Consider the following 25,129-nt stretch of genomic DNA (forward strand, 5'->3'; position numbering starts at 1 on the left):
GGGCCAATTGCTGGAAGTTTTAAAAGATCATCTGCATTATCACAACGGAAACATAAACCGTCAGAACGACTGAGGCAATAAATACAGCCACGAAACGGACCGGAAAATAACCCAGGAGCATGGCCGTATTTTTTATGTCCAGCATAGGGCCGAAGACCAGAAAGGCTACGATGGACATGGTGGGGAATGTTGCTGCAAACGAGGCGGCCACAAAGGCGTCGGCAGTTGAGCACAACGACAGGACATAGGCCATGAACATCATGATCAGGGGAGAAACATAGGCAGACTCAGCCAGATTAAATACCGCCTGCTGACTTAAGAAAACCTGAAAGAGAGAGGCAATGCCAGCGCCCAGGATAAAGTATTTTCCCACAGTAAAGAATTCATCAACAGTATGGTCAAATATTTTTTTCCATGATCCCCAACTGAAAAGCCTGTTTTTAGGTTCGGTCTCAAAAGACATGGTAAGTTCCCTGGGTATAAACCTCTCTTTTCTGGATTCCAGGAAAAAGTAGACCAGCAGACCCACTATCAGGGCCACAAAGGCGGCCAGACCAAACCTGAGAGCCACCACCTGCAGGTCGGATCTGAAGGCGTAAAAAGTGGAGGCCAAAACAATTGGATTCAGAATGGGTGCAGCCACCAGGAATACGGCTCCTGCGCATAAAGGCATTCCTTTACGGACCAGCCCCCGGATGACTGGAATGATGGCGCATTCGCATACAGGAAAGACTGCGCTGAGGATCAGAGCCGGAGGAATGGACAAAAGCGGGTTTGCCGGGAGGTATTTCTTAAAGAATTCTTTGGGAATAAATATCAGGACCAGGGAAGAGAAAAAAGCCCCCATCAGGATGAATGGGGCTGATTCAAAAATGATGCTCAGGAAGACCATCCCGGCAGTATGCAATGCTTCCAAAACTCCCCCGGTTACTTATCCTTGCCGTCATCCATGAGGGCGTAGAAAAATTTCTGAACGTACTTGCCGGATATGACCTCATTCAAATCGAAAACCATTTCCTGCTTCAGAAAACTCCCGCTGAAAGCCAGAAACAGGTTTTCAGAAATGGTCCTGACGTCGCTGAGCAGCTTTTTTCTTTCTTTCCTGCCAAGGCCTTTGTAATCGTAAAGTCTGCAGGCCAGGGGGCGCTGGTCATAAAAAAAACATTTCCTGTTCATGTTCAGCGGACAAAGGGTCTTGTCTTCCTGGACAATGGTGCCTTTACCCGAGGCTTCTCTTGTCCCGAGAACGTCCACGGCCAGGCTGATGAGTTGATGCCTTTTTTCCCTGGAAAGCATTGTATTCATTTTATGGGAGAGATAGACAGCCTCCACAAAGCTGACCTCCACTTTTTCCCGGCAGCAAAGCATGTGTTCCCGGCCACATAATCTGCCGGTTGCGGAGATTTCGCGTTCTATCCTGTTCAGCAGTACCTCCAGATCGTTGAAAAAAGGATTCAGATCAACGATGTTCCTGTGTTCCAGGCTTGGCTCCCGGGTCTTTAGAGGGCACTGGCTGCGTCCGTATTTTCTGAGTAATTGCCACTGGCAGTAACTGGCAGGTTTTGAGCGGAATTTTTTCAGCTTTTTCTGGACCAGTTTGGCACTCAGTCCTTTGCGCAGGAGATAGGCTGAAACTATGGTTCCGGTTCGGCCTATGCCATGTCTGCAATGAACCAGGACTTTTTTACCCAGGTATATGGATTCATCGATCCATTCCAGGGCGTCGTCCATGGTTTCCATTTCTGGAATTTCCTCATCTTCTATGGGCAGATAGTAAACATCAAATCCTGCTTTTTGTTCAATCAAAGGCAAGTCCGGAAATTCTGCGCACAAATTGATTATGGAGTCTATTCCGGCTTTTTTCAGGCGGTCCAGATGGTCATAGGACATGGGTGCGTGACCAACGGCCAGACTGGGTGTGACCCAGCTGAGAAAGTCATCTTGAGGTGATTTTTTAATTGCCCAGAACTTCATTAATCTCCTCCAGGAATTCCCTGGCCATTTTTTCAATCTTTTCCTGGTTCATGCTCATGTCCTTGAGTCTGGTCCTGCCGAGGATGAATCCGACAACCTTCAGTCTTTTTTCGGTTTCCTCATAGCTTTCCCGGTTGAACTCAGCCTTGAGCAGGTCTCCGCGTACTTCGATGCTGAATCCGAATTTTTCCAGGACCAGCCTGATGGTCTCCAGGCGCATCACCTTCTGGGATTCCTCTGCCCCGCCACCTTTAAAGCTGAACTGGATATAGTTCTGCTCCTTTTCCTGCCCGAGCAGGGAATCAACCACCACAAAATGGTAGCCGAACCGGATCAGGGAGTGCATGTAGTCTCTGGCCAGCAAGCCGTAGCTGCTTAAAAGGGAAGACTTGGTGGGATCAAACACACCAGCGCTGACTTTGTCAAACTCCTCCCAGTCAAAGTGTTTTATGTTTTCATCCCATTTGATCTTTTCGTGGCTGAGTCCCTGGAACATGGCCAGAAAAGGTTTGCAGGTCACATCACTCATGGAGACTGAGGTCTGGGAATCCCCTTGTTCGGTCAATCCTTGCTCCAGGTTCAGGACCCTGAAGACCAGAGGGATTTCCAGCTCCAGGACCTTGGACTGATAAAGCCCCCTGCCTTTGCGGTCAGCCAGAGCAAACATCTCCCTGACTCCCATTTCATGGGTGAACCGGATAAGATCATGCATGGAGCGGCAGTTCTGGGGAGTAAAGTCTTCTGATTCAGCATCCTTGAGGTTCAGGGTGGAGACGTTGTCCAGGACCTTTTTCATCCTTTGGGTGAGCCAGGTCTTTTTTTTGGCCGAAAAGAGCATTCTTGGCTCAGCCTTGCCATCATGCACAATGCCCCTGTTTCCATCCAGGGTGACCAGCTGACCGTTTTTGAAAATGTCCAGGGATTTGGCAATATTTATGATGACCGGGACCGATCCTTCCCTGGCAATGGTGGCAAAATGGCTGGCAGCACTTCCTTCCCTGGCAATTACTCCCCCAAGGATGTTCAGAGCGGCTGTGAGTTCAGGATAAAGTCCGCCGGCAACCACAATACTGCCTTCAGGAATCCTGGAGATATCTTCCTTTGAATCCAGAATAAAGATCTTTCCGCTGACCAGTCCCGGACTGGCCCATTCCCCTTTGGCCAGCACAGGAAGGTCCAGACTGGGAGAATCATTGTCAGGCTTGATGGCGTGGAGTGGTCGGGTCTGCAGTAGGAGCAGAGTGTCATCCTTGGCCACCACCCACTCTATGTCCTGAGGTTTATTGAAGAGTTTCTCCAGATTCAGGGCATGCTTGTAAAGGTCTTTCAGATAAAAGGGCAGGTCCCTGGAAAAATCAAAATCCTGGTTTTTTCTGATGAAATATTCCCTGGCCTTGATTTCACCACTGACCAGCTTGTCTCCCAGACCGGAGACAATATAGATCCCCATTTCATCACTGTCTTTGACTCCAGAGGAGTACACTACTCCGCTTTCCCTGGCATCCACCATTTCCAGGACCAGGACAGCCATTGGCAAAAGTTCGTCGGGAAGGCCGGCGTGAACCCGGTAGGTTATGGCCCTGGGTGAGTATTTACTGGCCAGGACCTGCTTGTAAGCGTCGGCAAATGCCTCGGGCTCAACCTTGAGCAGGCTTTTGTACTGCCCGGCAAAACTCAGGTCACTGTCTTCACCAAAGGCACTGGAGCGGACTGCCAGACGGGATTCCCTGAACCTTTCCAGCTGGTCATCCAGTTCTTTCCAAACATGGTCGGGAATGACAGCTTCCATGACCAGCCCCTGGATGTCCCGGCATCTTTTTTCAAAGTCTTCTATGGAGTCGAGACAGACCCTGCTCAGGACCTCGTTGATTTTGGGCCGGAGCACATTGGCTGAGACAATGGAGTTAAAGGCACTGGTGGTAACGCAAAAGCCTCTGGGCGTAGGAAAGCCCTGGTTTTTGATGATACCCAGATTCAGGGCTTTTCCTCCGACAAGCTCTTCCTTGAGGTCCTGATCCAGGCCGATAACATATGGCGATTCAATTTCCGGAGAATTTATGCTCAGGGCAAGGTCCAGATAAAAGGAAACCTTGCGGTGGTAGTCCTTTAAGGTCCGGTAGCGGAGGGGATTCAGGGCGATGATGCTTTTAATCAGCTTGCCAACACCCTGATCAAGTTCATGACAAAGCCTGACCACCCTGGCATAGTCACAGGGCAGACTCCTGTAATGGATCTCCTCTATCTCGGCCATCTTTTCCAGACAGTAGCGGTCCAGGGCCAGGAGATCCCTGAAATACTGGTATTTCATGCGCAACAGGGTCCCTGGAGCAAATACCTGTCTTGACCAGTAACTTAAGAGCTGGGTAACCCACATTTTTTAACCGGATTGCTTTTCGTTCAGGACCTTTTCAACCTTTTCCTCCAGTTCATGTTTGTCAATGGGCTTGACCAGGTATTCATCAGCTCCCAACTGGAGGCACCTCTGGGCTGTTTCAATGGTGGGGAATCCAGTCAGCATGATCACTTTGGTTTGGGGGGAGATCTTTTTGCTCTCCTCAAGGACTTCAACCCCGCTCAGTTTTTTTAGTTTTATGTCCAAAATGGCCAGTTCCACCGGCTCCTGACCAATGAATGACAGATAATCCTGTTCTTCGGTAAAGGGATGGACTGTATGTCCTTTTCTTTTCAGAATTCTTTTTACAAGGATTCCAGCATCATATACGTCGTCAAGTACGGCAATGTTCGCCATTTTTATCCTCCGTGTCTGTTTCTTGATCATGGTCCAGGGGCAGTTCAATGATGAAGACTGTGCCAGGACCAAAGTGTTCGGATCTGGGAAAGTCGTCCGGGAGGTATTCAACCGGGGGAGGGCTGAGGGCGGATATCTTTCCTCCGTGATCCTTGATTATTCCAAAGGAGACTGAAAGTCCAAGGCCGGTTCCTTTGCCCACTTGCTTGGTGGTGAAAAAGGGATCAAATATCTTGCTTAAATTTTCATCCTCAATGCCCTTGCCGGTGTCAGCGATGCTGACCACCAGTCTCTGTCTGTGGGCACAGAGCTTGGATTTGATGTAGATGGCACCATCCTGTCCTATGGCATCGGCTGCATTATTGAGCATGTTGAGCCAGACCTGCTTGAGACGTTCCTTGTCTCCGGTCAGGGGGGGGATGTGTCTGTCCAGGTCGTTAAGGATTTTGATATGGTTGAGGGAAAAGATGTGTTCCACCAGCTTTATGACTTCCTGGATGGATTCATTGACATCCACGGTTTCTGTGGCTGACTGGGAATATCTGGAAAAGCCAAGGAGATCAGCCACGATCTTGCGGCAGACCTTGGTCTGTTTTTCAATTATTTTCAGGTCATCCAAAAGGTCTTCATCTTCAATGTCTTCCATGAGCAGCTGGGCGTAGCCGAGGATGATTCCAAGGGGAGTATTGATTTCGTGGGCCACACCCCCGGCCAGACGGCCCAGGTCCTCCATCTTCTGGGACTGGATGAGCTGTTCCTGATATTTTTTAAGCATGGTTATGTCCCGGGCAGTCAGCAGCAGCCCGATAATGCTCTCATCCTGATCATATACCGGGACCTTGATCACATGCAGCCATTTCCGGCCTTCGGGACGATCAAAGGTTATTTCTTTGGACAGGGCCTGTCCGGTAATGAGGATCTGCATATCCTCATGATAGTTGAGGTCAGCCTGTTGTCCGGAAAAGATATCAAAATCGGTCTTGCCCACCACCTCGTTTTCCTTGAGGTGAAAATAATCGCAAAAGGCCTTGCTGGCGAACTTGTACCTCAAGTCTTTGTCCTGCAGGGTGATAAAATCCGGGGTTACATTCATGATGGTCTTTAAAAGCCCCTGCTGCCTGGCAATGGTCTTTTCCCGCTCAGTCAACTCCTCAATATGGGTTTTTATGGTGATGGCCATTACGTCAAAGGCCTCGGCCAGATCCTGGATCTCATCTCCAAAATTATGCTTGTACACTGGACAGGACCTGCACGAATCCATCTTATACGGGTATTCACGGTCCTTGCAGTCCGGGCAAAGGGTCCCGGCCAGATACCAGCAGCGGCGCTTGACATCTCCATAGGCCGGACATTCTTTGCGCTGGCAATTCATGATTTGCCAGCAGTTTTGATCAAGATTGAACCCGGCCTGGACATCAAGGTTGCCCATGACCACTTCTTCGGCCGACTCCCTCAGTCTGTTCAGACGATAAGTAACTGTGCGGGAAAACCAGGAAGCCAGAAGAACTCCAAGGCCCACCACTCCCAGGGTGCTGAACAGGCTGGTAAGTCTTTGACGGTGGATCTGGGCGTCCATTTCACTCCTGGACAGGCCCAGCCGGACCGTACCAAGGTTCCTCTCTCCCAAGGCCACTTTGGCGTTAAAGTCATAAATCAGCCCCTGTTCAGTGGACAAAAGAACCGGCTGGGTCTCGTTACCGTCCAGGTTGACAGTGAGCAGATCAGTGGGAAACCCACCGGAAAAAGTGTGAGACAGGATGTTGTCGCTGGCATCGGTCAGAAATACGTAAACAACGTCCTCATACTGGCCATGGACATTGTCGATGAGATTCTTCATCTGCAGGAAGTCCATGGCCAGTATGGGTTCAGCCATGCGGAAGGCCAGCCCGGAAGTCAGGGCCATGCCTCTTTTTCTGCCTTCCTCCAGAAGGGCTTTAGAAGACATGTTGGACAGGATGATACCAATGCCCAGTCCGCAGAAAACCAGCATGCCTGCCACACCCAGGGTAATTTTGGTCCTGAATTTCAGACCATGCAGAAAGTCGGGCAATAGTCTAGTCAAGTTCCAGTCCTACTTTTTGGCTCAGTTCTCTGACCGGATCAAAATCCTGATCATCAGAGGGAATAAAGCCGATAAATCTGGCAGCCTCCAGAATGGCTCTGTGTTCGTGGTCATGCTCGTAGTCCAGGTTGAGCATGGCGTCCCTGATCTGCTGGACAATCTCTTCAGGAAGCCAGGGACTGTAGGCGTAGACCCATCCGGGGTAAGACCTGGTGTTGTCGATGATTTTAATCTGGTTGATGTCAATTTTATCCTCAACAACGCTCAAGGAACCTTCCCTGATGGACCCAATATCGTGGAGTCCGGCCAGTACGCCCAGGATCACATTTTCCTGCCTTCCACCTGCAAAGACTACTTCTCTGAAATCATTTAGTTCTATGCCGTGGTCCACAAAATGCCCTAGAGGGAACAGATAGCCGCCTGCTGACGAAGGATCAACAGCAACCCATGATTTACCCCGGCAGTCTTCAATGGTGTTGATGTCATGGTTGTCAGCCCGGGCAATAATCTGCCCCCGGAATTCCGCCTGTCCGTCTTCTTCGATGATTCTGGTCATGGCTCTGGCTCCGAACCGGTTGGCCAGCTTGACGTAAATAAATGGGTTGGAATAGGAGATATCGATCTTTCCCTGACCGAACATATTGATATGATCGTCAAAGGTGTCTGGAAAAACCTGCCTGATGGGCAGCCCGGTCTGTTCTGACAGGTATTCCACCAGCCGGTGATGGCGCTGAAAGGATTCGGTATGGGAGTACTGGGGGAGATAGGCATAGGTCAGAGCCGGGAGTTGGGGCCTGAAAGTAATCTCCTCTCTTTTTTCCAGAGACACCTTGGTTGCCTCTTCCCTGTCCGTGCAGGAAGAAAAGATGAAGACAGACAGGAGGATAAAAAAATACGGCAGCTTGCCGGGCATGGTGATCCCCATCTGGGTTTTGAGTTTTTCCCTGGTTTAGACCTATTTTCCGAACGGACACTTGGGGTATGTGCAGGACTTGCAGGCCAGGCACAGTCCACCGTCCGCCATCTGAGCCAGATCCAGCCTGGTTAATTTGATTCCGGCCAATATCCTGGGCAAAAGCAGGTCAAAGCTGGTCGTCTTGAAATAAAGGGCACAGGCCGGAACCCCAATGACAGGCACAGAGTCTATCCTGGTAAGCATGGTCATGGCTCCGGGCAGGATGGGCGCACCGTAAAGGATATCCTGGGCTCCTGCATCTTCAATCCCTTTCCTGGTCACGTCATCAGGGTCCACTGACAGGCCGGCTGTGGTGACAATGAGTTCAGATCCAAAAGCAAGAAGATCCTTGATGGAATCTTTGATCTTTTCCCGGTTGTCAGGGCAGATGACGGTTTTGATTACTTCTGAACCCAGCTTCTGGACCTTGTCTGTGATGATGGGTTCAAACCGGTCCTTGATGATGCCTTCATATACTTCTGTCCCGGTTATGAGCAGCCCAGCCTTGACTGAGGGCAGGGGCAGGACCTGAAGCAGGGGCCCGGCTTCAAGGACCTGCATTGCCTTTTCATAGCTGGATCTGGAAAGATACAAGGGAATTGCCCTGGTCCCTGCAATGACAGTATCCTTATTGACCATGACATGGTTTTGTCTTGAAGCGCAGATGACCTGAGGAACCAGGTTAAAGGCCAGGAGGTTGTCCTTATTTATAACCAGCAGTCCGTTCTTTTCTGCCTTGAAATCAATCTTGCCTTCCCTGGGAGGCAGATCATAGACAACACCGGGTCCAGCCATGGCCCGGGCAAACCCCATGGCTGCCTGGTCTTCATGAATCCATTTTTCCTGGTCTGGAGGAGGGCCGGAGAATATGTTCTGCCTGCCAATCTGCTGCAGCCTGCACATGTCGCCGATACTTATCTCCTGTCCTCTCTTGATGACCGGCCCTTTAAAGTCTGCTTCCGGATCAATGCCGGTCATGTCATGGACTGCTTCCCGGCCGACAGCCTTTTCCAGGGGGATTTTTTCCAGGTCAGGCTCGGGAGGGCATTCCATCTGCTCCAGGTAGGGACTGTCTCCGTGGCATCCTCTGCAGGCGGCACCATCGTTGCCGGGAAAGGGCTCTTGGCAGATGGGGCAGATGACGATACCAGCCATCTTCTTCCTGGAAAGCTGGTCTAGGTCCACCTGGACGGGGCTGGCTGAAAACATGCCCTGACCAGCCTCTTTGATCTGAGACATGAGCTGGTCAAAGTCCTGATCTTTCTTGGGCTTCAATTTCAGGAGCCAGGCATGTATTTCAGGCCATTTTTTCAGTTTTTCCAGGTCAATGTAAACCCGGATCCCTTTTCCATTGTACTTGTCGTAAAAAGTCAGGGCGTATCTTCCCAGATTGATGATCTTCAGCCAGCCGTTGCCGATGGTGCACAGGGTCAAAATCTGGATGGCGTCGGGCAGACATTTGGGGGTCTCGGCAATGGCATCGAAAATGGTGTCCGGGGGGAGGTTTTCCCGGGCCATGTCCACCATCATCCCGCCAATGATTATCCCTGGAGCCGGGCTTCCGTGAAAGTTTCTGACAACCTCAATAAATTCATCAAAATTATAAGTTCCGATCTGCATCTGGTTACCTTTTGTTTAGTTCGGGTTTATCCTGATTCTGCCAGAATCTTTCAGGCAGGCCCCGGTATTTATTAATGTCTTCCCACTTGATCATTTCTTCTTCGCCCTGATCCAGACCTATTCCCGGGTCCTTGTTGAAAAAGAACAGATGCGGCTTGAGCTTGCCCCAGAATATCCGGCACAGGATATACATGGGAATAAGTACAGCAGCGAAACCAACTGTGTTTCCAATAAGAGGAAGGCTGAAGAGCAGTTCGAATTCAACCCCGGTAAACCTGGTGGCCATCCAGCCCAGGGCAAAGGGGACCGGCCATAAGAAAGCCGCTCCCTGGGTAATCATGTTAAAGAAATATTTGCCAAATGCTTCATTGGCTTCCTTGTTGCAAGCTCGGAAATTATCCTTGTCCTTGAGGACGATGGCCTTGATGGACAGGTTGTGCATTCTGACGGCCTGAGCACGCAGCCTGTTCATATAAGAACTGTTGACCAAGGCTGCCAGTCTAAAGGTCAGCTCTCCAAGGAGGATGCACCAGATGCAGAGGATCAAGGTTCCGAAATAAAAACCCAATATCGGGATCTCAAAGACCCTGAACGGGGCAATGAGCATGGAGTCGATCCAGACGTAGAGCTGATTCCAAATGTCCATATCTGTTCCCTGTAAAAAAAGGTTTTGGTCCCTGAAGCAGCAGGTGGCTGATCATTTCTGAATTATTTTATTATAATTGATAGTCTCTCAAATTAAAAGGGGCAACCCCACAGTTTGTGGAGTCGCCCCTGATTGATCAGGGATCAGGCTGACTCAGCCGAAGATGAGGCCGATGATATCTTTACCCAGAAAGCCTCTGGCCATGTAGTTCAGGCCGACATAAAAGGCCAGAATTATAAAGATTCTGGTCAGGATTTTGTCTGGAATGTATTGGGATGTCCTGGGTCCGACCATGGAGCCTGCAACAATGCCCACCAGCTGAGTTCCGATAAGGGGCCAATGGACCATCACTCCCTGCAGCATGTAGCTGGTGATGCTGGTCAGCATGCCAATGAGAACGGCCATGGCTGATGTACCTGCAGCCAGATACATGGGCAGGCCTGCTACACTGGTTAAAAAAGGCACCAGGATGAAACCTCCGCCCACTCCGAGAAAAGCTGCAATGGAGGCAATGGCAAAGCCTCCCATTACCGGAAGCAGCGGATTAAAGGAAAATTCAACTCCAAAGAAAGTAAAGACAATCTTTTTCAGGTTCATGCTCATGACCTTGACTCCTAGTTCTTTGGTGTCAATGGTCTGACCGGATCTTTTCTTTTTCATGGTTGCTTCAAAGGCCTGGGCAGCCTGTTTGGCCTTTTTCTTTCTCTTCTGACCGGAAGGAGTTGTTTCGTAAAGCATCCAGCAACCGAGAAGAAGGACAAAAAGTCCGAAATATCCTATATAGTCCCTGAAGGACACTTTGCCTGCAGTCAGGGTGGGCACAAGGTAGCTTCCGAGGATGGAGCCCAGGGCCAGAGCCAGGCCAACCGGCCAGACCAGCCTTCCCAGCTTTAGGTAATTTATGGTTGAGACCAAAGCTGACAATCCTCCCATGAATTGGTTTGAGACCCTGATGGAATCGGTGATGGTTCTGTTCAGGCCGGGAGATGTATTTCTGAAGCTGTCAGCATAGTTGCCAAGCCCATATATGGTTATATGCCCTATGCCGGCCATGATTCCGCCAAAGGCTCCCACCGTGGAAAATATCCAGCCAACCCAGATGGCCCAGAAAAAAGCCAGAATCAGGTTGACCTGAGGCCCACCGGGAATCCCAAGATAACCTGGCTCTGCTTTTGGATCAATCTGTCCTGGCCCGGTTCCAGATGGTGTCTCCAGTATGGCCTGGGTTAGTGCATCGGCATTAACCATGTCCGGAACAGCAATAATAGATAAAGCCATTAGAATAACAGCAGCTGCAGTTGCTGAAAGTAAGCGCATGAGTCCTCCAGAGTTGGCTATAATTTTTTAAAAATAAAGTACTTACTAATTTGAGTTGTCCAGGACTTCCTGGAAATGTCACAGGAAGGGATTTTTCCGATTCGTTATTTGAGACATTCCTTGAAGGTGGTAATAACAATTACAATCAGACTATGCCATTAACTTTCCTGTGCTAAGTGATTACTGAGTGATCACAAAGGATATCAGGAAGGCCTTCTCAGTGAAGGCTGACGGAAGATTGCCATTTAAACTTATAAAAAAAGACTTGACCGTCACCTTGACTGGGGAGTCATGCTTTGCCAGAGGTAGCGGCCAAGTCCATTTTTATTTAAGCATTTATTTAGTATAATTTTCAAAAAAAAGGACTGTTGTCCATTTTGGGCTGGGGCGGCCAAATGGTCGCCCCAGCCTTGATTATAAGTTAAGATACCCTTGTAAAGACAGTTTTTTTACTAGGGGCTTTGTTAGCCTCCGGTAATGAGCTGGATAAGGTCCTTGCCGATGAAACCTCTGGCCATGAAGTTAAGACCTACGTAAAAGGCCAGAACTATGAAGATCCTGGTCAGGACCTTGTCAGGGATATACTGAGAGGTCCTGGGGCCAATCATGGACCCGACCACAATGCCCACCAGCTGGGTTCCGATTAGGGGCCAGTGAACCAGAACCCCGGCCACCATATAGCTCAGGATACTGGTTATCATGCCGATGAGAACGGCCATGGCTGATGTGCCTGCAGCCAGATACATGGGCAGACCGGCAATGCTGGTCAGAAACGGCACCAGCATGAACCCGCCGCCGACACCCAGAAAGGCTGCAATGGCAGCGATGATAAATCCGCCCACAATGGGAAAAATAGGATTAAAAGAGAATTCAACACCGTAAAAGGTGAAGGCGACCTTTTTCAGGTTCATGGAAATTACTTTCACGCCGAGTTCAGTGGTATCTACGGCTTCGCCGGCCCTCTTTTTCTTCATTGTGGCTTCAAAGGCCTGGGCTGCTTCCTTGGCTTTTTTCTTTCTCTTCTGACCGGCCGGAGTGGTTTCATAAAGCATATAGATACCAAGGACCAGGACAAAAATACCGAAGTACCCGACGTACTCTCTGAAGGAAATTCTGCCAGCAGTAAGGGTGGGGATCAGCCAGCTGCCCAGGATTGACCCGGCTGCCAGAAAGATACCCACAGGCCAGACCAGCCGGCCGAGTTTGAGGTAGTTAAAAGTGGAAACCAGGGCGCTCAAGCCCACCATGAACTGGTTGGAAACCCGGATGGAGTCTGTAACCGACCTGTTAAGGGTGGGAGCGGTTTCTCTGAAGCCCTGAGCATAGTTGCCCAGTCCGTAAATGGTGATGTGTCCGATACCGGCCATGATTCCGCCAAAGGCTCCCACAGTGGAGAATATCCAGCCAACCCAGATGGCCCACAAAAAAGCCAGAATCAGGTTGATCTGGGGACCTCCAGGGATACCCAGATAGCCGGGTTCATCCCCTGGGTTGACAACACCAGAGGCAATTCCCTGGTTGATGCCTTCAGTCAGCCGGTCGGCCAGGGCTGTTCCACCCAAGGCCAGGGTAAGCATTACGAGCACGAGAAAGCTGATTAAAAAAAGTTTTTTGGGCATGACTCCCTCCTTAATAAGATGTGAATGATTAACCTCTTTCCTGTTCAGACAAAAGAATCTGGGTGGCATAATCCAGTCGGGTCTGGGACGATGCCTCATTGGGCTTGATAAAAGAAAGGGCGTGAGTGGTGCAGCCGGTTACGCATGCAGGCTTTAACCCCTGGTCCACCCGGTCCCGGCAGTAGTCGCACTTGATGGCCCGGCCGTTGACCTCGTCCCATTGAGGTATTTTCCAGGGACAGGCTACTATACAGGCCTTGCAGCCCACGCAGAGCTCCTGGTTGACAAAAACAATTCCGTCCTGTTCTCGCTTGGTCATAGCGCCGGTGGGGCAGGCAGATACGCACCAGGGGTTCTCACAATGAAAACAGGGCATGAACAGGGTCAGATACCTGGGCTGATCCTTTTTTTTGACCGGACCTACTGAAATCAACTGGCCAAACCTTGCTCCTGCAGGAACCTTGTTCTTGGCCTTGCAGTGCACTTCACAGGCCTTGCAGCTGATGCACCTTTTCTGATCGATTTTAATGAAATAGTTACTCATGGTTACCTCCTGATTACCCCTCTTTTATGTAAAGATCAATTAGCATCACAAAAAAATGCACTCCCTGGGCAGGTCAATAAAGAAGAAAATTGCCGGCCCGTAAAAGCAGGTTAAAGATGTTCTGGGGGAGCAGACCCAGGTACAGAACTCCAAGGGCCAGAGCCATGGCAATGGAGGTTCCGGCCGGAGAAATGTTTATTTTTGCTGGTACAACCTGATCCAGGGTGTAGGCGTGACGGACCAGATTGAGATAATAGTATATGGCCAATGCAGTATTGATGGCTGCCACAATGACCAGCCAGTAAAAACCTTCGCCCCAGGCTGAATTAAGCAGGAAGAGTTTGCCGGTAAACCCAGCAGTAGGCGGCAGGCCTACCAGGGCAAAGGCAGCCACTGCCAGAACAAAGGCCAGGACCGGTGAACTTTTATACAGTCCCCTGAGATCGTTGACATATACGTTGCGTCCATTGTCCGAAAGTCTGGTTATGACCCAGAAAATGGTCAGATTCATTATCATGTAGACCAGGGCGTAATAAGAGGCCGCAGCCAGGCCGTAACTCCCTCCGGCCACCAGGCCCATCATGACGAAACCGGCGTGGGACACACTGGAATAGCCGAGAAGTCTTTTGATGTCCCTCTGGTTCAGGGCGGCCAGGTTGCCAATGGTCATGGAAAGAGCTGCAAAGATGGCCAGCATTGTCTTGACTTCCATTCCAGGGTTAAAGGCCATGAGCCTGACCAGGACAATAATGGCCCCCAGTTTGGGCAGGGTGGCGGCAAAAGCAGCGGTTTCATTGCTGGCACCCTGGTAGACGTCGGCAGCCCAGAAATGAAAGGGGAAAAGGGCCAGTTTATACACAAAGGCCAGCAGAAACATTCCCAGTCCGATCAAAGCCATGGGCTGTTCAGAAAAGGACCAGCTCATGGTGGCCAAAGCATGAATGTAAGTGGTGTGCTGTCCGGCAATGATATAGGAGATTCCGTAAAGTCCTATGGCTGTAGCAACGGCTCCGAAAAGGGCGTATTTTATGGTGCCTTCCACTGCTCTGGGATCGCTGTTGCGTAAAGGCAGAAGAATATACAGGCTGAATGAAGCCAGTTCCAGAGAAATGTATATGGTGAAAAGTTCAACAGTGCTGGAAAGGAGAAGCAGGCCAAAGGAGCTCATGAACATGAAAAAGAAGTAGTCGGCCCGGTTGGCCTTGCCCATGGACTGGTTTTTTATGGCGTTGGCACTGCAGATGGCTAGGCCCAGAAAAATCATGAACTTGAAGAACTGGGAAAGACCGTCAATTTTATAGGAGTGATAGAACATGAAGTCTGACTGGCCAAAGGAGAACAAGGCAATGAACGCACCTGCAAAAGCTGCATAGGGCACCCACTCGGTCTTGTCCTTTAGTCTTTGGCTTATACTCTGCACAAACAGGATGCTCAGCAGCCCGACCATGTACAGTTCTGGAATTATGAGTTGGGGGTTGAAATTCAGCAAGGTCTTTCTCCTTTTATCCTTCTGAGATCATTATATTCCCTGTGTCTTTAAGGCGGATTCGGCCCAAAGAGTTCACTCTTTTAGGCTCAAGTTTTTTTCCTCCAGCAATCCGGCCAGACTTGTCTGATGCTCTGCTTCCAAGGTAATATTATCATTGCTGGCCTGGATGTAGCCCAGGACTTTTTCAATGGACGGAGTCATAGTCTTGAGGGCCAGGGTCGGAGCCAGACCGATGTACAGGACCAGTACACCCAGGGGAAGCAGATAGGCCCACTCCCTGAAGTTCAGGTCTTTCCATTGTCTGGCTTTTTCCACCACTGGTTCTCCATAAGCCAGTTTTTGCAGTAGCCTCAGCATGTAGGCTGCAGCCAGAAGGGCTCCAGGCACCGCTAAAAGCCCAATGATCAGGCTGTGTTCAAAGGCTCCAATCAGGACCAATGCTTCACCTACGAAGCTGTTGGTTCCTGGAAAGGCCAGGGAGGACAGGGAAAACAATCCAAAAAAGAAGATATAGGCTGGCAGAAACCTGGCTATGCCCATGTTATCCTTTATCTCCCGGCTGTGGCTGCGTTCGTATATGGCTCCCACCAGCATGAACAGTGCTCCGGTGGTAATGCCATGGTTGATCATCTGGATAACCGCGCCTTCCAGCCCGCGGACGTTGAGGACAAATATGCCTAGAGTTACGAACCCCATATGGGCGACTGATGAATAAGCAATGAGCTTTTTCATGTCGTTCTGTCCCAGGGCCACCAAGCCGCCGTAAATAATGGAGGCAATGGAGATCCCGATCATGAGGGGGGCAAAGTAGACGCTGGCATCAGGGGTCATGGACAGACAGAACCTGATGAATCCATAGGTTCCCATTTTCAGCAGAACAGAGGCCAGAAGGACTGAGCCGGCTGTGGGAGCCTGGACGTGAGCTGCCGGCAGCCAGGTGTGGAATGGAAACATGGGTACTTTGATGGCAAAGGCCAGGGCCATGGCCAGAAAGGTCCAGGCCTGAAACCTGAATGAAAAGTCCTTGGCAATTAGTTCAGGAATGGAGAAGGTGCCTCCTGCCACGTAAAAGGCGACAATGGCTACCAGCAGAAGAGTACTTCCGGCCAGGGTGTAGATGAAGAATTTCAGAGAAGCGTATTTCTTTTCCGGGCCGCCCCACACTGCTATCAGCAGGAACATGGGGACCAGCATCACTTCCCAAAAGATGTAGAACAGGACAAAATCCAGGGCAACAAAGACTCCGATACAGGCTGCAGTCATGAGCAGCATGCAGATGTGGAATTCTTTGACCCGCTGTCCAATGTAAGTCCAGGAGCAGAGTACACAAAAGGGCAAAAGCAGGACGGTCAGCAGGACCATAAGGAAGCTTATGCCGTCAATCCCGATATGGTAGTTTATATTCCAATGGGGTATCCAGGAATATAGCTCCACAAACTGGAAGTCTGCATATCCCAGCCTGAATTTCAATAGTGGCAGGGCCAGGAGAATTTGCACAAAGGCCACTGCCAGCGACACCTGGCGGACTGCCAGTTCCCTGCGGATGAACACCAGAAGAACTGATGCAGCCAGGGGGAAGAAAATCAAGGTGCTGAGTACCGGCCAGCTTGAATTCATTGGTAACGGCTCCAAGTTTAAGGTATGTTGATCAGTCCATTAAACATTGATCATGATTGTTATAAAAAGAAAACAAAGGCAGCCACAATAAGGGCCAGAAATACGGCAATGCCTAGATATTCCTGAATATATCCGGTCTGGGTCCTGTTAATGTTTTTCCCTATCCTCAAAACTCCATAAGCGGTCCCGTCAACAACCCGGTCAATATCATCCCGGTCAAACTGGGATGAACCTTTGGCCAGGCCCATAAGGCCAGCCAGCCCGATCTTTCTATATACCTCTGACCAGACAGAGTCGGTGGAAGCTACCGGCTTGTTGGCCAACCCTATGAACTTTCTGGAACCGATCCTGTAGAACCAGTCCAGGTCAATGCTGATGGTTGGTTCAGGGGCCAGTTTTTTGATGAGCAGGAAAAATCCCAGGGCCGTGAAAAGCAGGATCTGCATCACTTCCATGAAGTGGTACATGGTGTACGGCTGGAAATCGATCCCGTAGGGAAGCATGTTATAGAGATAAGGGGTGTAAATACCGATGAAAATGCAGAGCACTGAGGCGATAGCCATGGCTGCGTTCATGTTCCATGATGGATCCTTGGCTTTTTCCCAGGTTTCCTTGCTGCAATTGTTTTTACCGAACCAGATGAAATAAGGAACCTTGAGTCCGGTATGCAGGAAGGTCCCAGCCGAGGCCAGGGTCAGCAGAAATGCAGCCCAGTAGATGTGTTCATCAAAACTTGCAGCAACGATTATGGATTTGCTGACAAACCCGCTGAACAGTGGAAATGCGGATATGGACAGCCCGCCGATCAGGGTGAAGACAAAGGTCCAGGGCATCTTTTTGTACAGACCGCCCAGGTCAGAGAATTTGCTCTTGCCTGTCATGTGCAGGACCGCGCCGCAACCCATGAACAGAAGTCCTTTGTACAGGATATGGGCAAAGGCGTGGGCTACGGTTCCATTGATGGCCAGCTGGGTCCCTATTCCCACTCCTGCGACCATGTACCCCACCTGGCTGATTACATGGTAAGCCAGCAGCCGGCGGCAGTCATTTTCCAGAACAGCATAAACAACTCCGTACAAGGCCATGATTACGCCCAGAGGAATCAGAATTTCCATGCCAGCAAAACCTCTGGCCAGGGCGTAGACCGCAGTTTTGGTGGTGAAGGCGCACATGAAAACCGATCCCATCACAGTGGCTTCGCCGTAGGCGTCAGGCAGCCAGGCATGCAAGGGGGGAACAGCAGCGTTGAGGATGAATCCGATCATGATCAGATAAATGGCCAGGTTGGGTTCAGCCACGTTGAGATGAACAAAGGAGAGGTCTCCGGTGTTCTGATAGTGGATGACTATCCCGGCCAGAAGGACCACGCCGCCGAATCCGTGAACCAGCAGATACCTGAATCCTGAAGCCAGAGCAGAATCGGTTTTTCGGTACCAGACCAGGAAGACCGAAGAAAAAGCCATGACTTCCCAGAACAGGAACAGGCTCAAAAAATCGCCGCAGAAAATCACCCCAAGGGAACCTGCCACGTAAAGCCAGGCAGTTATATGCTGACCGTTGTCTTTGACATGCAGCCCGTACAGGGTGCCGATGATACACATGAGGGTCATGATATAGCCAAAGACCAGGCTGAGCCGATCCACCCGGCCAAACACGACTTCCCATTGCATGTAGTGAAATATGCCGTAAGTTCCCTGGCTCATGGAGAGGACTGCGCCAAAGGCCAGGATGGGAACGGCCAGCAGAAACACTGATCTGGCCTGGCCTTTGAACAGAGGGAGGAGCAGAGCACCCAGGCCGAGGATCACAGCCGGGTGAACAAAGATCTCACTTGTCATAGTAGTCCTCCCTGGTCATGATCCCCAGATGACCGTACCATTTGGAAAGAATTATTATCAGCACACAGGCAACAAAACCAAAAATCGACCAGAAGCCGGGCAGCTTTTCCATCCATGTGTGCGCCTTGGCCTTGTCCAGGAACAAGGCGTCAAAAACCACCAGCAACCCCAGTACTGCATAGGATATTCTGATCAGGGTTTTTTGCCTGTCTCTCAGATAGTCGATCAGTTTGACCAGATCCATGTCATTAAACTCCCTTGTGAATTTTCTTTCCAGAGTCTAGCCGCCCAGCAAAGCGATAAACTGGTGAAATATTTGTGGGTAGACACCCAGGATGACTGAGATAGTCGCAGTCAGACAAAGGGGAACCACCATGGTCATGGGGGCTTCACGATATTCATCCAGGTTGACCCCAGACACCGGCTTTTCAAAGAAAGCCTTATAGATGATGGGCCCGAAATAAGCAGCATTAAGAACAGTGCTGGCCATCAGGGCAAAAACGATAATGATCTGTCCTGCTCCCATGGCTCCTGTGATCAGGTACCATTTTGAGGCAAATCCAGCCACAGGCGGGACCCCGATCATGCTAAGGGCGGCTATGCCAAAGGCACCGAAAGTCCATGGCATTTTCCTGCCAAGTCCCGACATCATGCTGATTTTTTTATGATGGGTAGCTACATATATGGCCCCAGCTCCAAAAAAGAGGGTGATCTTGCTGAATGCGTGGTGGGCAATGTGCATGGTTCCACCGGCAACAGCCAGGGGAGTGAGAAGGGCAACCCCCAAAACCACATAGGAGAGCTGACTGACGGTTGAATAGGCAAGCCTGGCTTTAAGGTCATCCTTGGTTAAGGCTATGATGGATGCGACCACAATGGTGAATGCAGCCACGTATGCAGTGGGAATGCCCAGGTACAAGGAATCCATGGTTTCCAGACCGAAGCCGGAAAGGATGACCCTGCAGATGGAGAAGACACCAGCCTTGACAACTGCTACAGCGTGCAGCAGGGCGGATACTGGAGTAGGTGCAACCATGGCCGAGGGAAGCCAGTTGTGCAGGGGAATGATGGCAGCCTTGGCCAGTCCTGCTATGTAGAGGATATAGGTCAGGACGACCCAATGAGCAGGAGCGTCATCAGGGAAAATACCCTGCACCATATCGCCCAGGTGGAAATCCAGTGTTCCGCACAGGACATAAGTCATAATCATGGCCGGCAACAGGAAAAGCTTGGAGGTACCCATGAGATAGACCAGATATTTTCTGGCCCCACTGTAAGCCTCTTTATCCTGATGATGGGCGACCAGGGGGTAGGTGAAGACAGTGATGATTTCGTAGAAAAGATAAAGGGTGAAGATGTTGGCACTGAAGGCCACGCCCATGGCGCCGAAAATGGCCACAGCAAAACAGAAATAATATCTGGTCTGGGCGTGTTCGTTCAGGGAGCGCATGTATCCGATGTTGTAGCTTGTGGCAAATATCCACAAAAAGGAAGCAACCAGGGCGAAAATCAGGGCCAGTCCGTCAGCTGCAAAGGATACGGTTATCCCTGGAAGAATGGTGAACAGGGTGTAGGTATATATGTTTCCGGCCAGAACCTTGGGGACAAGATACAGAACAGAAAGAAAAGTTGCTGCACCGGCAATGAAGGATACCGACTCCCTGTGGTTGATGTTCGTTCTGAAGTACCAGACGGCAAAAGGAGCAATCAGGGTGATCAGCAGCGGGAGAAGCACATAGGAAGATGAGCTAATCTCAGTCATTACTATCCTCTCATGGTGGTTAGTTTTGCAGCCTCGACACTCTTGAACCGTTTGGAAACCACCAGCAGTATGGCCAGGAGCAGGGTGGCCTCTGCAGCTGCTATACCCATTACCAGAAGGGTTCCGATCTGACCGATTTCATTTGGTGTTGGGGTGAGCTGGGCAGAAGCCATGATGCTTAAGCCTGCTCCGTTGAGCATAAGTTCAATTCCCAGGATCATGCCCACCAGAGTCCTTCTGTACATTATTCCGAACAGTCCCAGGCAAAGCAGGAAAATCGCAACAAGGTGATAGATGGTCATGGGGCTCATCTTTGTTTCCTCCTCTCAAAGCCGAGGATGACTGCGCCGGCCATGGCCACTGTTAGAAGCAGGGAAATAAGCTCAAAGGGCAGGATATAGGGTTCCAAGAGAAAGCGTCCCAGTAATTTTACATCGGTTTCTTCAGGAGTAAAAATTGATGGCGGAGATGTCCTAAGAACTGCCATGCCCAGAAATACGGCAGGAGCTATGGCCCCCATCAGGGCGTAGACAAAAGTCTTTCTGGATTTTGGTTTGGCTTCGTCTCCGCCTGACCAGGCCTGGGTGAGCATGATGGCAAAGAAAATCAGGACACTGACTGCCCCCACATAGATAAGTATCTGCATGAGTCCGATAAACGGGGCGGCCATGAGGAAGTAAAGTCCGGCAACACCAAACAAAGTCATGATAAGCCCCAGCAGGGCCCGGACAAGACTCTGGGCCAGCACCGTCATAAACCCGCCGACAACAATGAATGTTATGTGTCCGAAAAGGACTATGTAGGCCAGGTTTTCCATTTAATTCTCCTTTTTTTGGGCCTGATACCGTAATCTGGCCAGAAGATCGTATTCAAATTCCTGCCTGCTGTATCCGGCCAGGTAGACGTCACTGGAAAAACGCAGGGCATTGGCCGGGCAGTTCTGGACACACAGGCCGCACAGACTGCAGTAGTTGTAATCCAGGTGAAAGGACTCCGGTTCCCGGACCACTTCATGGGGATGGATGAATTTCTGCTTTAGTTCCAGAGGCAGAAAAGCCATGTCCGGGTGAGGAGGAAGCATCTGCTTTGATCCTGAAGGCTGCTGCCTGGTTCGCAGGTTGATGCAGCTTGAAGGACAAAGCTGGTAGCAGGTCCCGCAGGCAATGCATTTAGTGGCAGCGGGATCATCATCTTTAGGAACCAGTTCAATGTGTCCCCTGTATCCTTCAAGAGATTCAACAGTTTTTCTTGGATAGTGAACTGTGATCTGGGGCTGAAAGAAGTTTTTTCCGGTGATCTTGAGTCCTACCAGCATGCTCCAAACGCCGGTCAGGGCCTCACGCAGAGTTTTGATCATAAAGCCACCACCAGGGCTGTAATTAGAAGGTTGATGACTGTCAGGGGGATCAGCCATTTCCAGCAGAGATTCAGAAGCTGGTCAAAGCGGACCCTGGGATAGGTCCATCTGAACCACATCATGACCAGGAGCAGCAGGTAAACCTTGGCCAGGAACCACCACCATCCCGAGATTACCGGTCCGTTCCACCCACCCAGAAAAAGGGCGGTTGCCAGGCTGCAGGCGATGATCATATATGCATATTCAGCCAGAAAGAATACTCCAAATCCCATTCCCGAGTATTCAGTATGAAATCCGGCTGTAAGCTCACTTTCAGCCTCGGGCAGATCAAAGGGAGCCCTGTTGGTTTCTGCTAAGGCACAGATGAAAAAGATCACAAAGGCCAGAGGCTGGGTGAAGACGTGCCATTGCCAGGGCCATGAACCCTGTCCGGCTGATATTTCGTACAGATTGAATGTGCCGGTCATAAAAACAATGGGCAGGACTGAAAGAAGGAGCGGGATTTCATAAGCAACGGACTGTGAAATATCCCTGGCCGCGCCGAGCAGGGCGTATTTGTTCTGGGAGGCCCATCCGGCCAGACAAAGGGCCAGGACATTTATGCCGGTAAAGGCCAGGATCAGGATCAGTCCGACGTTGAGATCACTGAAAATGGCCAGGTGCGGACCAAAGGGAATGGCCAGAAAGCAGACCAATACCGGGGCCATGGACAGCATGGGTGCCAGCCAGTAAAGGAAGCTGTCCGCTCCAGAGGGAGTGAACATCTGTTTGCCCACCAGTTTGAGACCGTCTGCCAGGGGTTGAAGAAGGCCGTATGGTCCTACCTCGTATGGTCCTGGCCTTCGTTGGATGAATCCGGCGACCTTTCTTTCCAGGTAGACCAGGACCAGCCCGTTGAGCCCGATGAAGGCCATGATGGCGGCCAGACCTACAGCAATGATAATCAGCTGGGTTGGAATTAACTCAATCATCTGTCTATCTCCGGGATGACCAAATCCAGGCTTCCGAGTATGGACACGGCATCCGACAGAAGGGTGCCTGCAGACACCTCGGCAAAGAGGCTCAAATTGGAAAAGCTCGGAGCCCGGAGTTTCAGGCGATAAGGTGATTCGCCGCCATGGCTGACCAGGTGGATTCCCACCTTGCCTCGTCCGCTTTCAACTGCAAAATATATATCCCCTTTTGGTGGACAGGGTCTTCTGGGGGCCAGAGGGTTGATGTGCTGGCCCTGGGGCAGGGCGTCCAGAGCTTGGGTAATGATGTTGATGCTTTCCTCTATCTCTTCCATCCGGACCATGTATCTGGCCATGGCATCGCCTTCATCGTAAGTCGGTACTTTGAAGTCAAAACGGTGGTAAACCGAATAGGGTTCGGCTCTCCTGATGTCGTATTCAATACCAGACCCTCGAAGGACCGGACCTGTTGCTCCGTATAGTCTGCAGGTCTCAGCATCGATGTGGCCGATATCCTCCACCCGTTTACGCAGAATGATGTTGTCAGTGACCAGGGATTTGAAAAGTTTGAGCCTTTCTTCCATATCCAGACAGAATTCCCGGACCTCGGTAATAAACCGGTCATCAATGTCGGCTGAGACCCCTCCGAACCTGTAGTAACAGTATGTTAGTCTGGCTCCGGTAATCCGCTGAAGGATATCCATGACCCTTTCCCGGTCGGCAAAGGCATACATGATGGGGGTGAAGGCCCCCAGATCCAGAAGGTAGGCTCCCCACCACAGCAGATGAGAGTTGATTCGGTTAAGTTCACAGGTAATGACCCTGATGAACTCGGCCCGTTCCGGGACATCGATCCCCATAAGTCTTTCCACGGCCCCTACATAGGCCCAGTTCCAGGCCAGGGCGTGGAGGTAGTCAGCCCGGCCCATGTTGGGCAGATACTGGACATATGTCCGGACCTCGGCCATTTTTTCGTGCATGCGGTGGATATATCCCAGTACAGGCTCGGCCCGGACAATGTACTCACCGTCAATTTCCAGCAGTACCCGCAGAACTCCGTGGGTGGATGGGTGTTGAGGGCCCATGTTCAGGATGAGGGTGTCCTCTCGCTGAGTGGGCTGAAATTTTCTTGCGTAGTAATCTCCGCTGGTGTTTAAACGCAGATCCAGATTCATTACACTATCCTGTTTTAGGGCGTTGTTGAAGTTTTGCTTATGGCCTGGGCGAACTCCTCACTGTCCGGCTGCACAGGGGTTCCTGTCCATCCAGGGAAGAGCTGAAACATATCCTTTCTTTTGGCTTCAGTTTTTATCAGGGGGGGAGGACCGTCGTGATCCGGATCCAGCAGCAGGGGGATCAGATTTGGGTGGCCTTTAAAGGTGATCCCAAAAAAATCATAACACTCCCGTTCATGCCAGTCAGCACCAGGAAAAATCGATGCAATGGATGAGATTTCCGGGTTACTCCGGCTGATCATGACCCTCAGGCAGATCCTGCCTGGCTTGTCGTAGCGGTCAAAATGATAGACCACCTGAAACCCTTCCTTCATGTCCAGACAGGAAACATCCTCCAGAAAAAAGCCTGAGTCTCTTATCTTTGCTGCGGCATCAGTCAGGTCGTCAGGGGCCAGAAAGAGATTTTCCCTGTATCCTGTGTTGCTCTGGCCGCCAAGTCCGCAACATGCTTCCATAAGATCCGGATTAACAGCTGCCATGCCTATGACTCTCCTCCCTGGGGCAAGGGCCACCAGCGTTTATTGGTAATCTTTTTCTGGAGTTGAAAGAGTCCTTCCAGAAGACCTTCGGGTCTTGGCGGGCAGCCTGGAACATAGACATCAACAGGTATAAGCCTGTCGATGCCTTCCACGATACCATACTGGTCCTTGTACCGGAAAGGTCCCCCGGATATGGCACAGTTGCCCATGGCGATGACCCACTTGGGAGCAGGCATCTGTTCATAAAGTCGGACAATCATGGGGGCCATTTTTCTGGACACAGTGCCGGCAACAATCATGAGGTCGGACTGTCTGGGGGAAGGTCGGAAAACTTCAGCACCAAATCTGGCCACATCAAACCTGGCCATGCCAATGGCCATCATTTCTATGGCGCAACAGGCAAGACCAAAGGTCATGGGCCATAAGGACATTGATCGGCAGAGGTCAACATACTTCCGGACCAGCGTCATGTTGACTATGGGCTGGTCTATTTCTGTGTCAGCCGGTTTAAGTCCTAGAATTTGATTCTCTTGGGCCATGAAAAAACTCCTTTCTTCCAGAAATAGATAACAGATGCAAAGAGTATTACAATAAAGATTAAGAGCTTGATAAAAGGCACCATGCCTGAACTGTCTGCATAATATGTCGCTACAGGAAACAGATACAGTACATCAACATCAAATGCTAAGAACAGTAATGCGTAAAAGTAATAATTTATTCCAAACTTGACCCAGGCCGAACCATATGGCGACATTCCACATTCATACGGCATGGCTAGTTCTTTAGATTTAACTCTTGGAGATACAAGAATAGACAGTATGAATGGTGCAGCAGCAAAGATAATACCATGAATAAAGAAAAGGATTATCGCAAAGTGCAGCCAGGACAAGCTCATGACGGACCACTTCCTTAG

General features: G+C 50.5%; 24 protein-coding genes. All 24 read right to left on the bottom strand.

Going from position 1 to position 25,129, the window contains the following annotated elements:
- Positions 1-19: 19 nt before the first annotated feature.
- Positions 20-916 carry a permease gene (locus P771_RS16295; protein ID WP_035243836.1) on the bottom strand — a complete coding sequence of 299 codons (897 nt, stop codon included), beginning with the start codon at positions 914-916 and terminating at the stop codon, positions 20-22.
- Between the two features lie 11 nt (positions 917-927).
- The gene (locus P771_RS0103225) at positions 928-1,974 is read right to left on the bottom strand and encodes a protein-tyrosine phosphatase family protein (RefSeq protein ID WP_051617076.1); all 1,047 of its coding nucleotides are present in this window, start codon (positions 1,972-1,974) and stop codon (positions 928-930) included.
- Positions 1,955-4,348 carry a PEP/pyruvate-binding domain-containing protein gene (locus P771_RS16300; RefSeq protein ID WP_084301627.1) on the bottom strand — a complete coding sequence of 798 codons (2,394 nt, stop codon included), beginning with the start codon at positions 4,346-4,348 and terminating at the stop codon, positions 1,955-1,957. Before P771_RS16300 ends, P771_RS0103225 begins: the two co-directional genes overlap by 20 nt.
- Positions 4,349-4,351: 3 nt before the next feature.
- Positions 4,352-4,723, bottom strand: coding sequence for a response regulator (locus P771_RS0103235; RefSeq protein WP_028573999.1), 372 nt, complete (start codon positions 4,721-4,723; stop codon positions 4,352-4,354).
- Positions 4,701-6,785, bottom strand: a complete 2,085-nt coding sequence (locus tag P771_RS0103240) for an ATP-binding protein (protein WP_028574000.1) — start codon at positions 6,783-6,785, stop codon at positions 4,701-4,703. Before P771_RS0103240 ends, P771_RS0103235 begins: the two co-directional genes overlap by 23 nt.
- Positions 6,778-7,698, bottom strand: coding sequence for a phosphate/phosphite/phosphonate ABC transporter substrate-binding protein (locus tag P771_RS0103245; protein ID WP_028574001.1), 921 nt, complete (start codon positions 7,696-7,698; stop codon positions 6,778-6,780). Before P771_RS0103245 ends, P771_RS0103240 begins: the two co-directional genes overlap by 8 nt.
- Before the next feature lie 42 nt (positions 7,699-7,740).
- Positions 7,741-9,360 (bottom strand): FmdE family protein, encoded by a 1,620-nt coding sequence (locus P771_RS0103250; protein WP_028574002.1) that lies wholly within the window; start codon positions 9,358-9,360, stop codon positions 7,741-7,743.
- 4 nt (positions 9,361-9,364) lie between these two features.
- Positions 9,365-10,006 carry a hypothetical protein gene (locus tag P771_RS0103255; protein ID WP_028574003.1) on the bottom strand — a complete coding sequence of 214 codons (642 nt, stop codon included), beginning with the start codon at positions 10,004-10,006 and terminating at the stop codon, positions 9,365-9,367.
- Positions 10,007-10,159: 153 nt separating this feature from the next.
- Positions 10,160-11,323, bottom strand: coding sequence for a sulfite exporter TauE/SafE family protein (locus tag P771_RS0103260; protein ID WP_028574004.1), 1,164 nt, complete (start codon positions 11,321-11,323; stop codon positions 10,160-10,162).
- Between the two features lie 464 nt (positions 11,324-11,787).
- Positions 11,788-12,942 (bottom strand): sulfite exporter TauE/SafE family protein, encoded by a 1,155-nt coding sequence (locus tag P771_RS0103265; protein WP_028574005.1) that lies wholly within the window; start codon positions 12,940-12,942, stop codon positions 11,788-11,790.
- Positions 12,943-12,970: 28 nt separating this feature from the next.
- A complete protein-coding gene (locus P771_RS0103270; RefSeq protein ID WP_028574006.1) occupies positions 12,971-13,486 on the bottom strand; it encodes a 4Fe-4S dicluster domain-containing protein in 516 nt (171 codons plus the stop codon).
- 73 nt (positions 13,487-13,559) lie between these two features.
- The gene (locus tag P771_RS0103275; RefSeq protein ID WP_035243930.1) at positions 13,560-14,933 is read right to left on the bottom strand and encodes an NADH-quinone oxidoreductase subunit N; all 1,374 of its coding nucleotides are present in this window, start codon (positions 14,931-14,933) and stop codon (positions 13,560-13,562) included.
- A gap of 114 nt (positions 14,934-15,047) precedes the next feature.
- Positions 15,048-16,592, bottom strand: a complete 1,545-nt coding sequence (locus P771_RS0103280) for a complex I subunit 4 family protein (RefSeq protein WP_028574008.1) — start codon at positions 16,590-16,592, stop codon at positions 15,048-15,050.
- Positions 16,593-16,651: 59 nt separating this feature from the next.
- Complete coding sequence (locus P771_RS0103285; RefSeq protein ID WP_028574009.1) at positions 16,652-18,430, bottom strand: Na(+)/H(+) antiporter subunit D; 1,779 nt, start codon at positions 18,428-18,430, stop codon at positions 16,652-16,654.
- A complete protein-coding gene (locus P771_RS0103290; protein ID WP_028574010.1) occupies positions 18,420-18,674 on the bottom strand; it encodes a hypothetical protein in 255 nt (84 codons plus the stop codon). The genes P771_RS0103285 and P771_RS0103290 overlap by 11 nt, the downstream gene beginning before the upstream one ends.
- Positions 18,675-18,710: 36 nt before the next feature.
- The gene (locus P771_RS0103295; RefSeq protein ID WP_028574011.1) at positions 18,711-20,192 is read right to left on the bottom strand and encodes a monovalent cation/H+ antiporter subunit D family protein; all 1,482 of its coding nucleotides are present in this window, start codon (positions 20,190-20,192) and stop codon (positions 18,711-18,713) included.
- Between the two features lie 2 nt (positions 20,193-20,194).
- Entirely contained in the window at positions 20,195-20,503 is a 309-nt protein-coding gene (gene nuoK / locus P771_RS0103300; protein WP_028574012.1) for an NADH-quinone oxidoreductase subunit NuoK, read from the bottom strand.
- Positions 20,500-21,009, bottom strand: a complete 510-nt coding sequence (locus P771_RS0103305) for an NADH-quinone oxidoreductase subunit J family protein (protein ID WP_028574013.1) — start codon at positions 21,007-21,009, stop codon at positions 20,500-20,502. The genes nuoK and P771_RS0103305 overlap by 4 nt, the downstream gene beginning before the upstream one ends.
- Positions 21,010-21,549, bottom strand: coding sequence for a 4Fe-4S binding protein (locus P771_RS0103310; protein WP_035243840.1), 540 nt, complete (start codon positions 21,547-21,549; stop codon positions 21,010-21,012).
- On the bottom strand, positions 21,546-22,520 hold the full coding sequence (gene nuoH / locus P771_RS0103315; RefSeq protein WP_028574015.1) for an NADH-quinone oxidoreductase subunit NuoH: 975 nt from the start codon (positions 22,518-22,520) through the stop codon (positions 21,546-21,548). The genes P771_RS0103310 and nuoH overlap by 4 nt, the downstream gene beginning before the upstream one ends.
- Positions 22,517-23,677: an NADH-quinone oxidoreductase subunit D gene (locus tag P771_RS0103320; RefSeq protein WP_028574016.1), complete on the bottom strand. Its 1,161-nt coding sequence runs from the start codon at positions 23,675-23,677 to the stop codon at positions 22,517-22,519. The genes nuoH and P771_RS0103320 overlap by 4 nt, the downstream gene beginning before the upstream one ends.
- Positions 23,678-23,691: 14 nt before the next feature.
- On the bottom strand, positions 23,692-24,216 hold the full coding sequence (locus P771_RS16305) for an NADH-quinone oxidoreductase subunit C (protein WP_051617078.1): 525 nt from the start codon (positions 24,214-24,216) through the stop codon (positions 23,692-23,694).
- 2 nt (positions 24,217-24,218) lie between these two features.
- A complete protein-coding gene (locus tag P771_RS0103330) occupies positions 24,219-24,755 on the bottom strand; it encodes an NADH-quinone oxidoreductase subunit B (RefSeq protein ID WP_028574017.1) in 537 nt (178 codons plus the stop codon).
- Complete coding sequence (locus P771_RS0103335) at positions 24,731-25,111, bottom strand: NADH-quinone oxidoreductase subunit A (protein WP_028574018.1); 381 nt, start codon at positions 25,109-25,111, stop codon at positions 24,731-24,733. Before P771_RS0103335 ends, P771_RS0103330 begins: the two co-directional genes overlap by 25 nt.
- Positions 25,112-25,129: the final 18 nt, after the last annotated feature.

The sequence above is a fragment of the Desulfonatronovibrio hydrogenovorans DSM 9292 genome (assembly GCF_000686525.1).
In the GTDB taxonomy this organism is placed as follows: Bacteria; Desulfobacterota; Desulfovibrionia; order Desulfovibrionales; family Desulfonatronovibrionaceae; genus Desulfonatronovibrio; species Desulfonatronovibrio hydrogenovorans.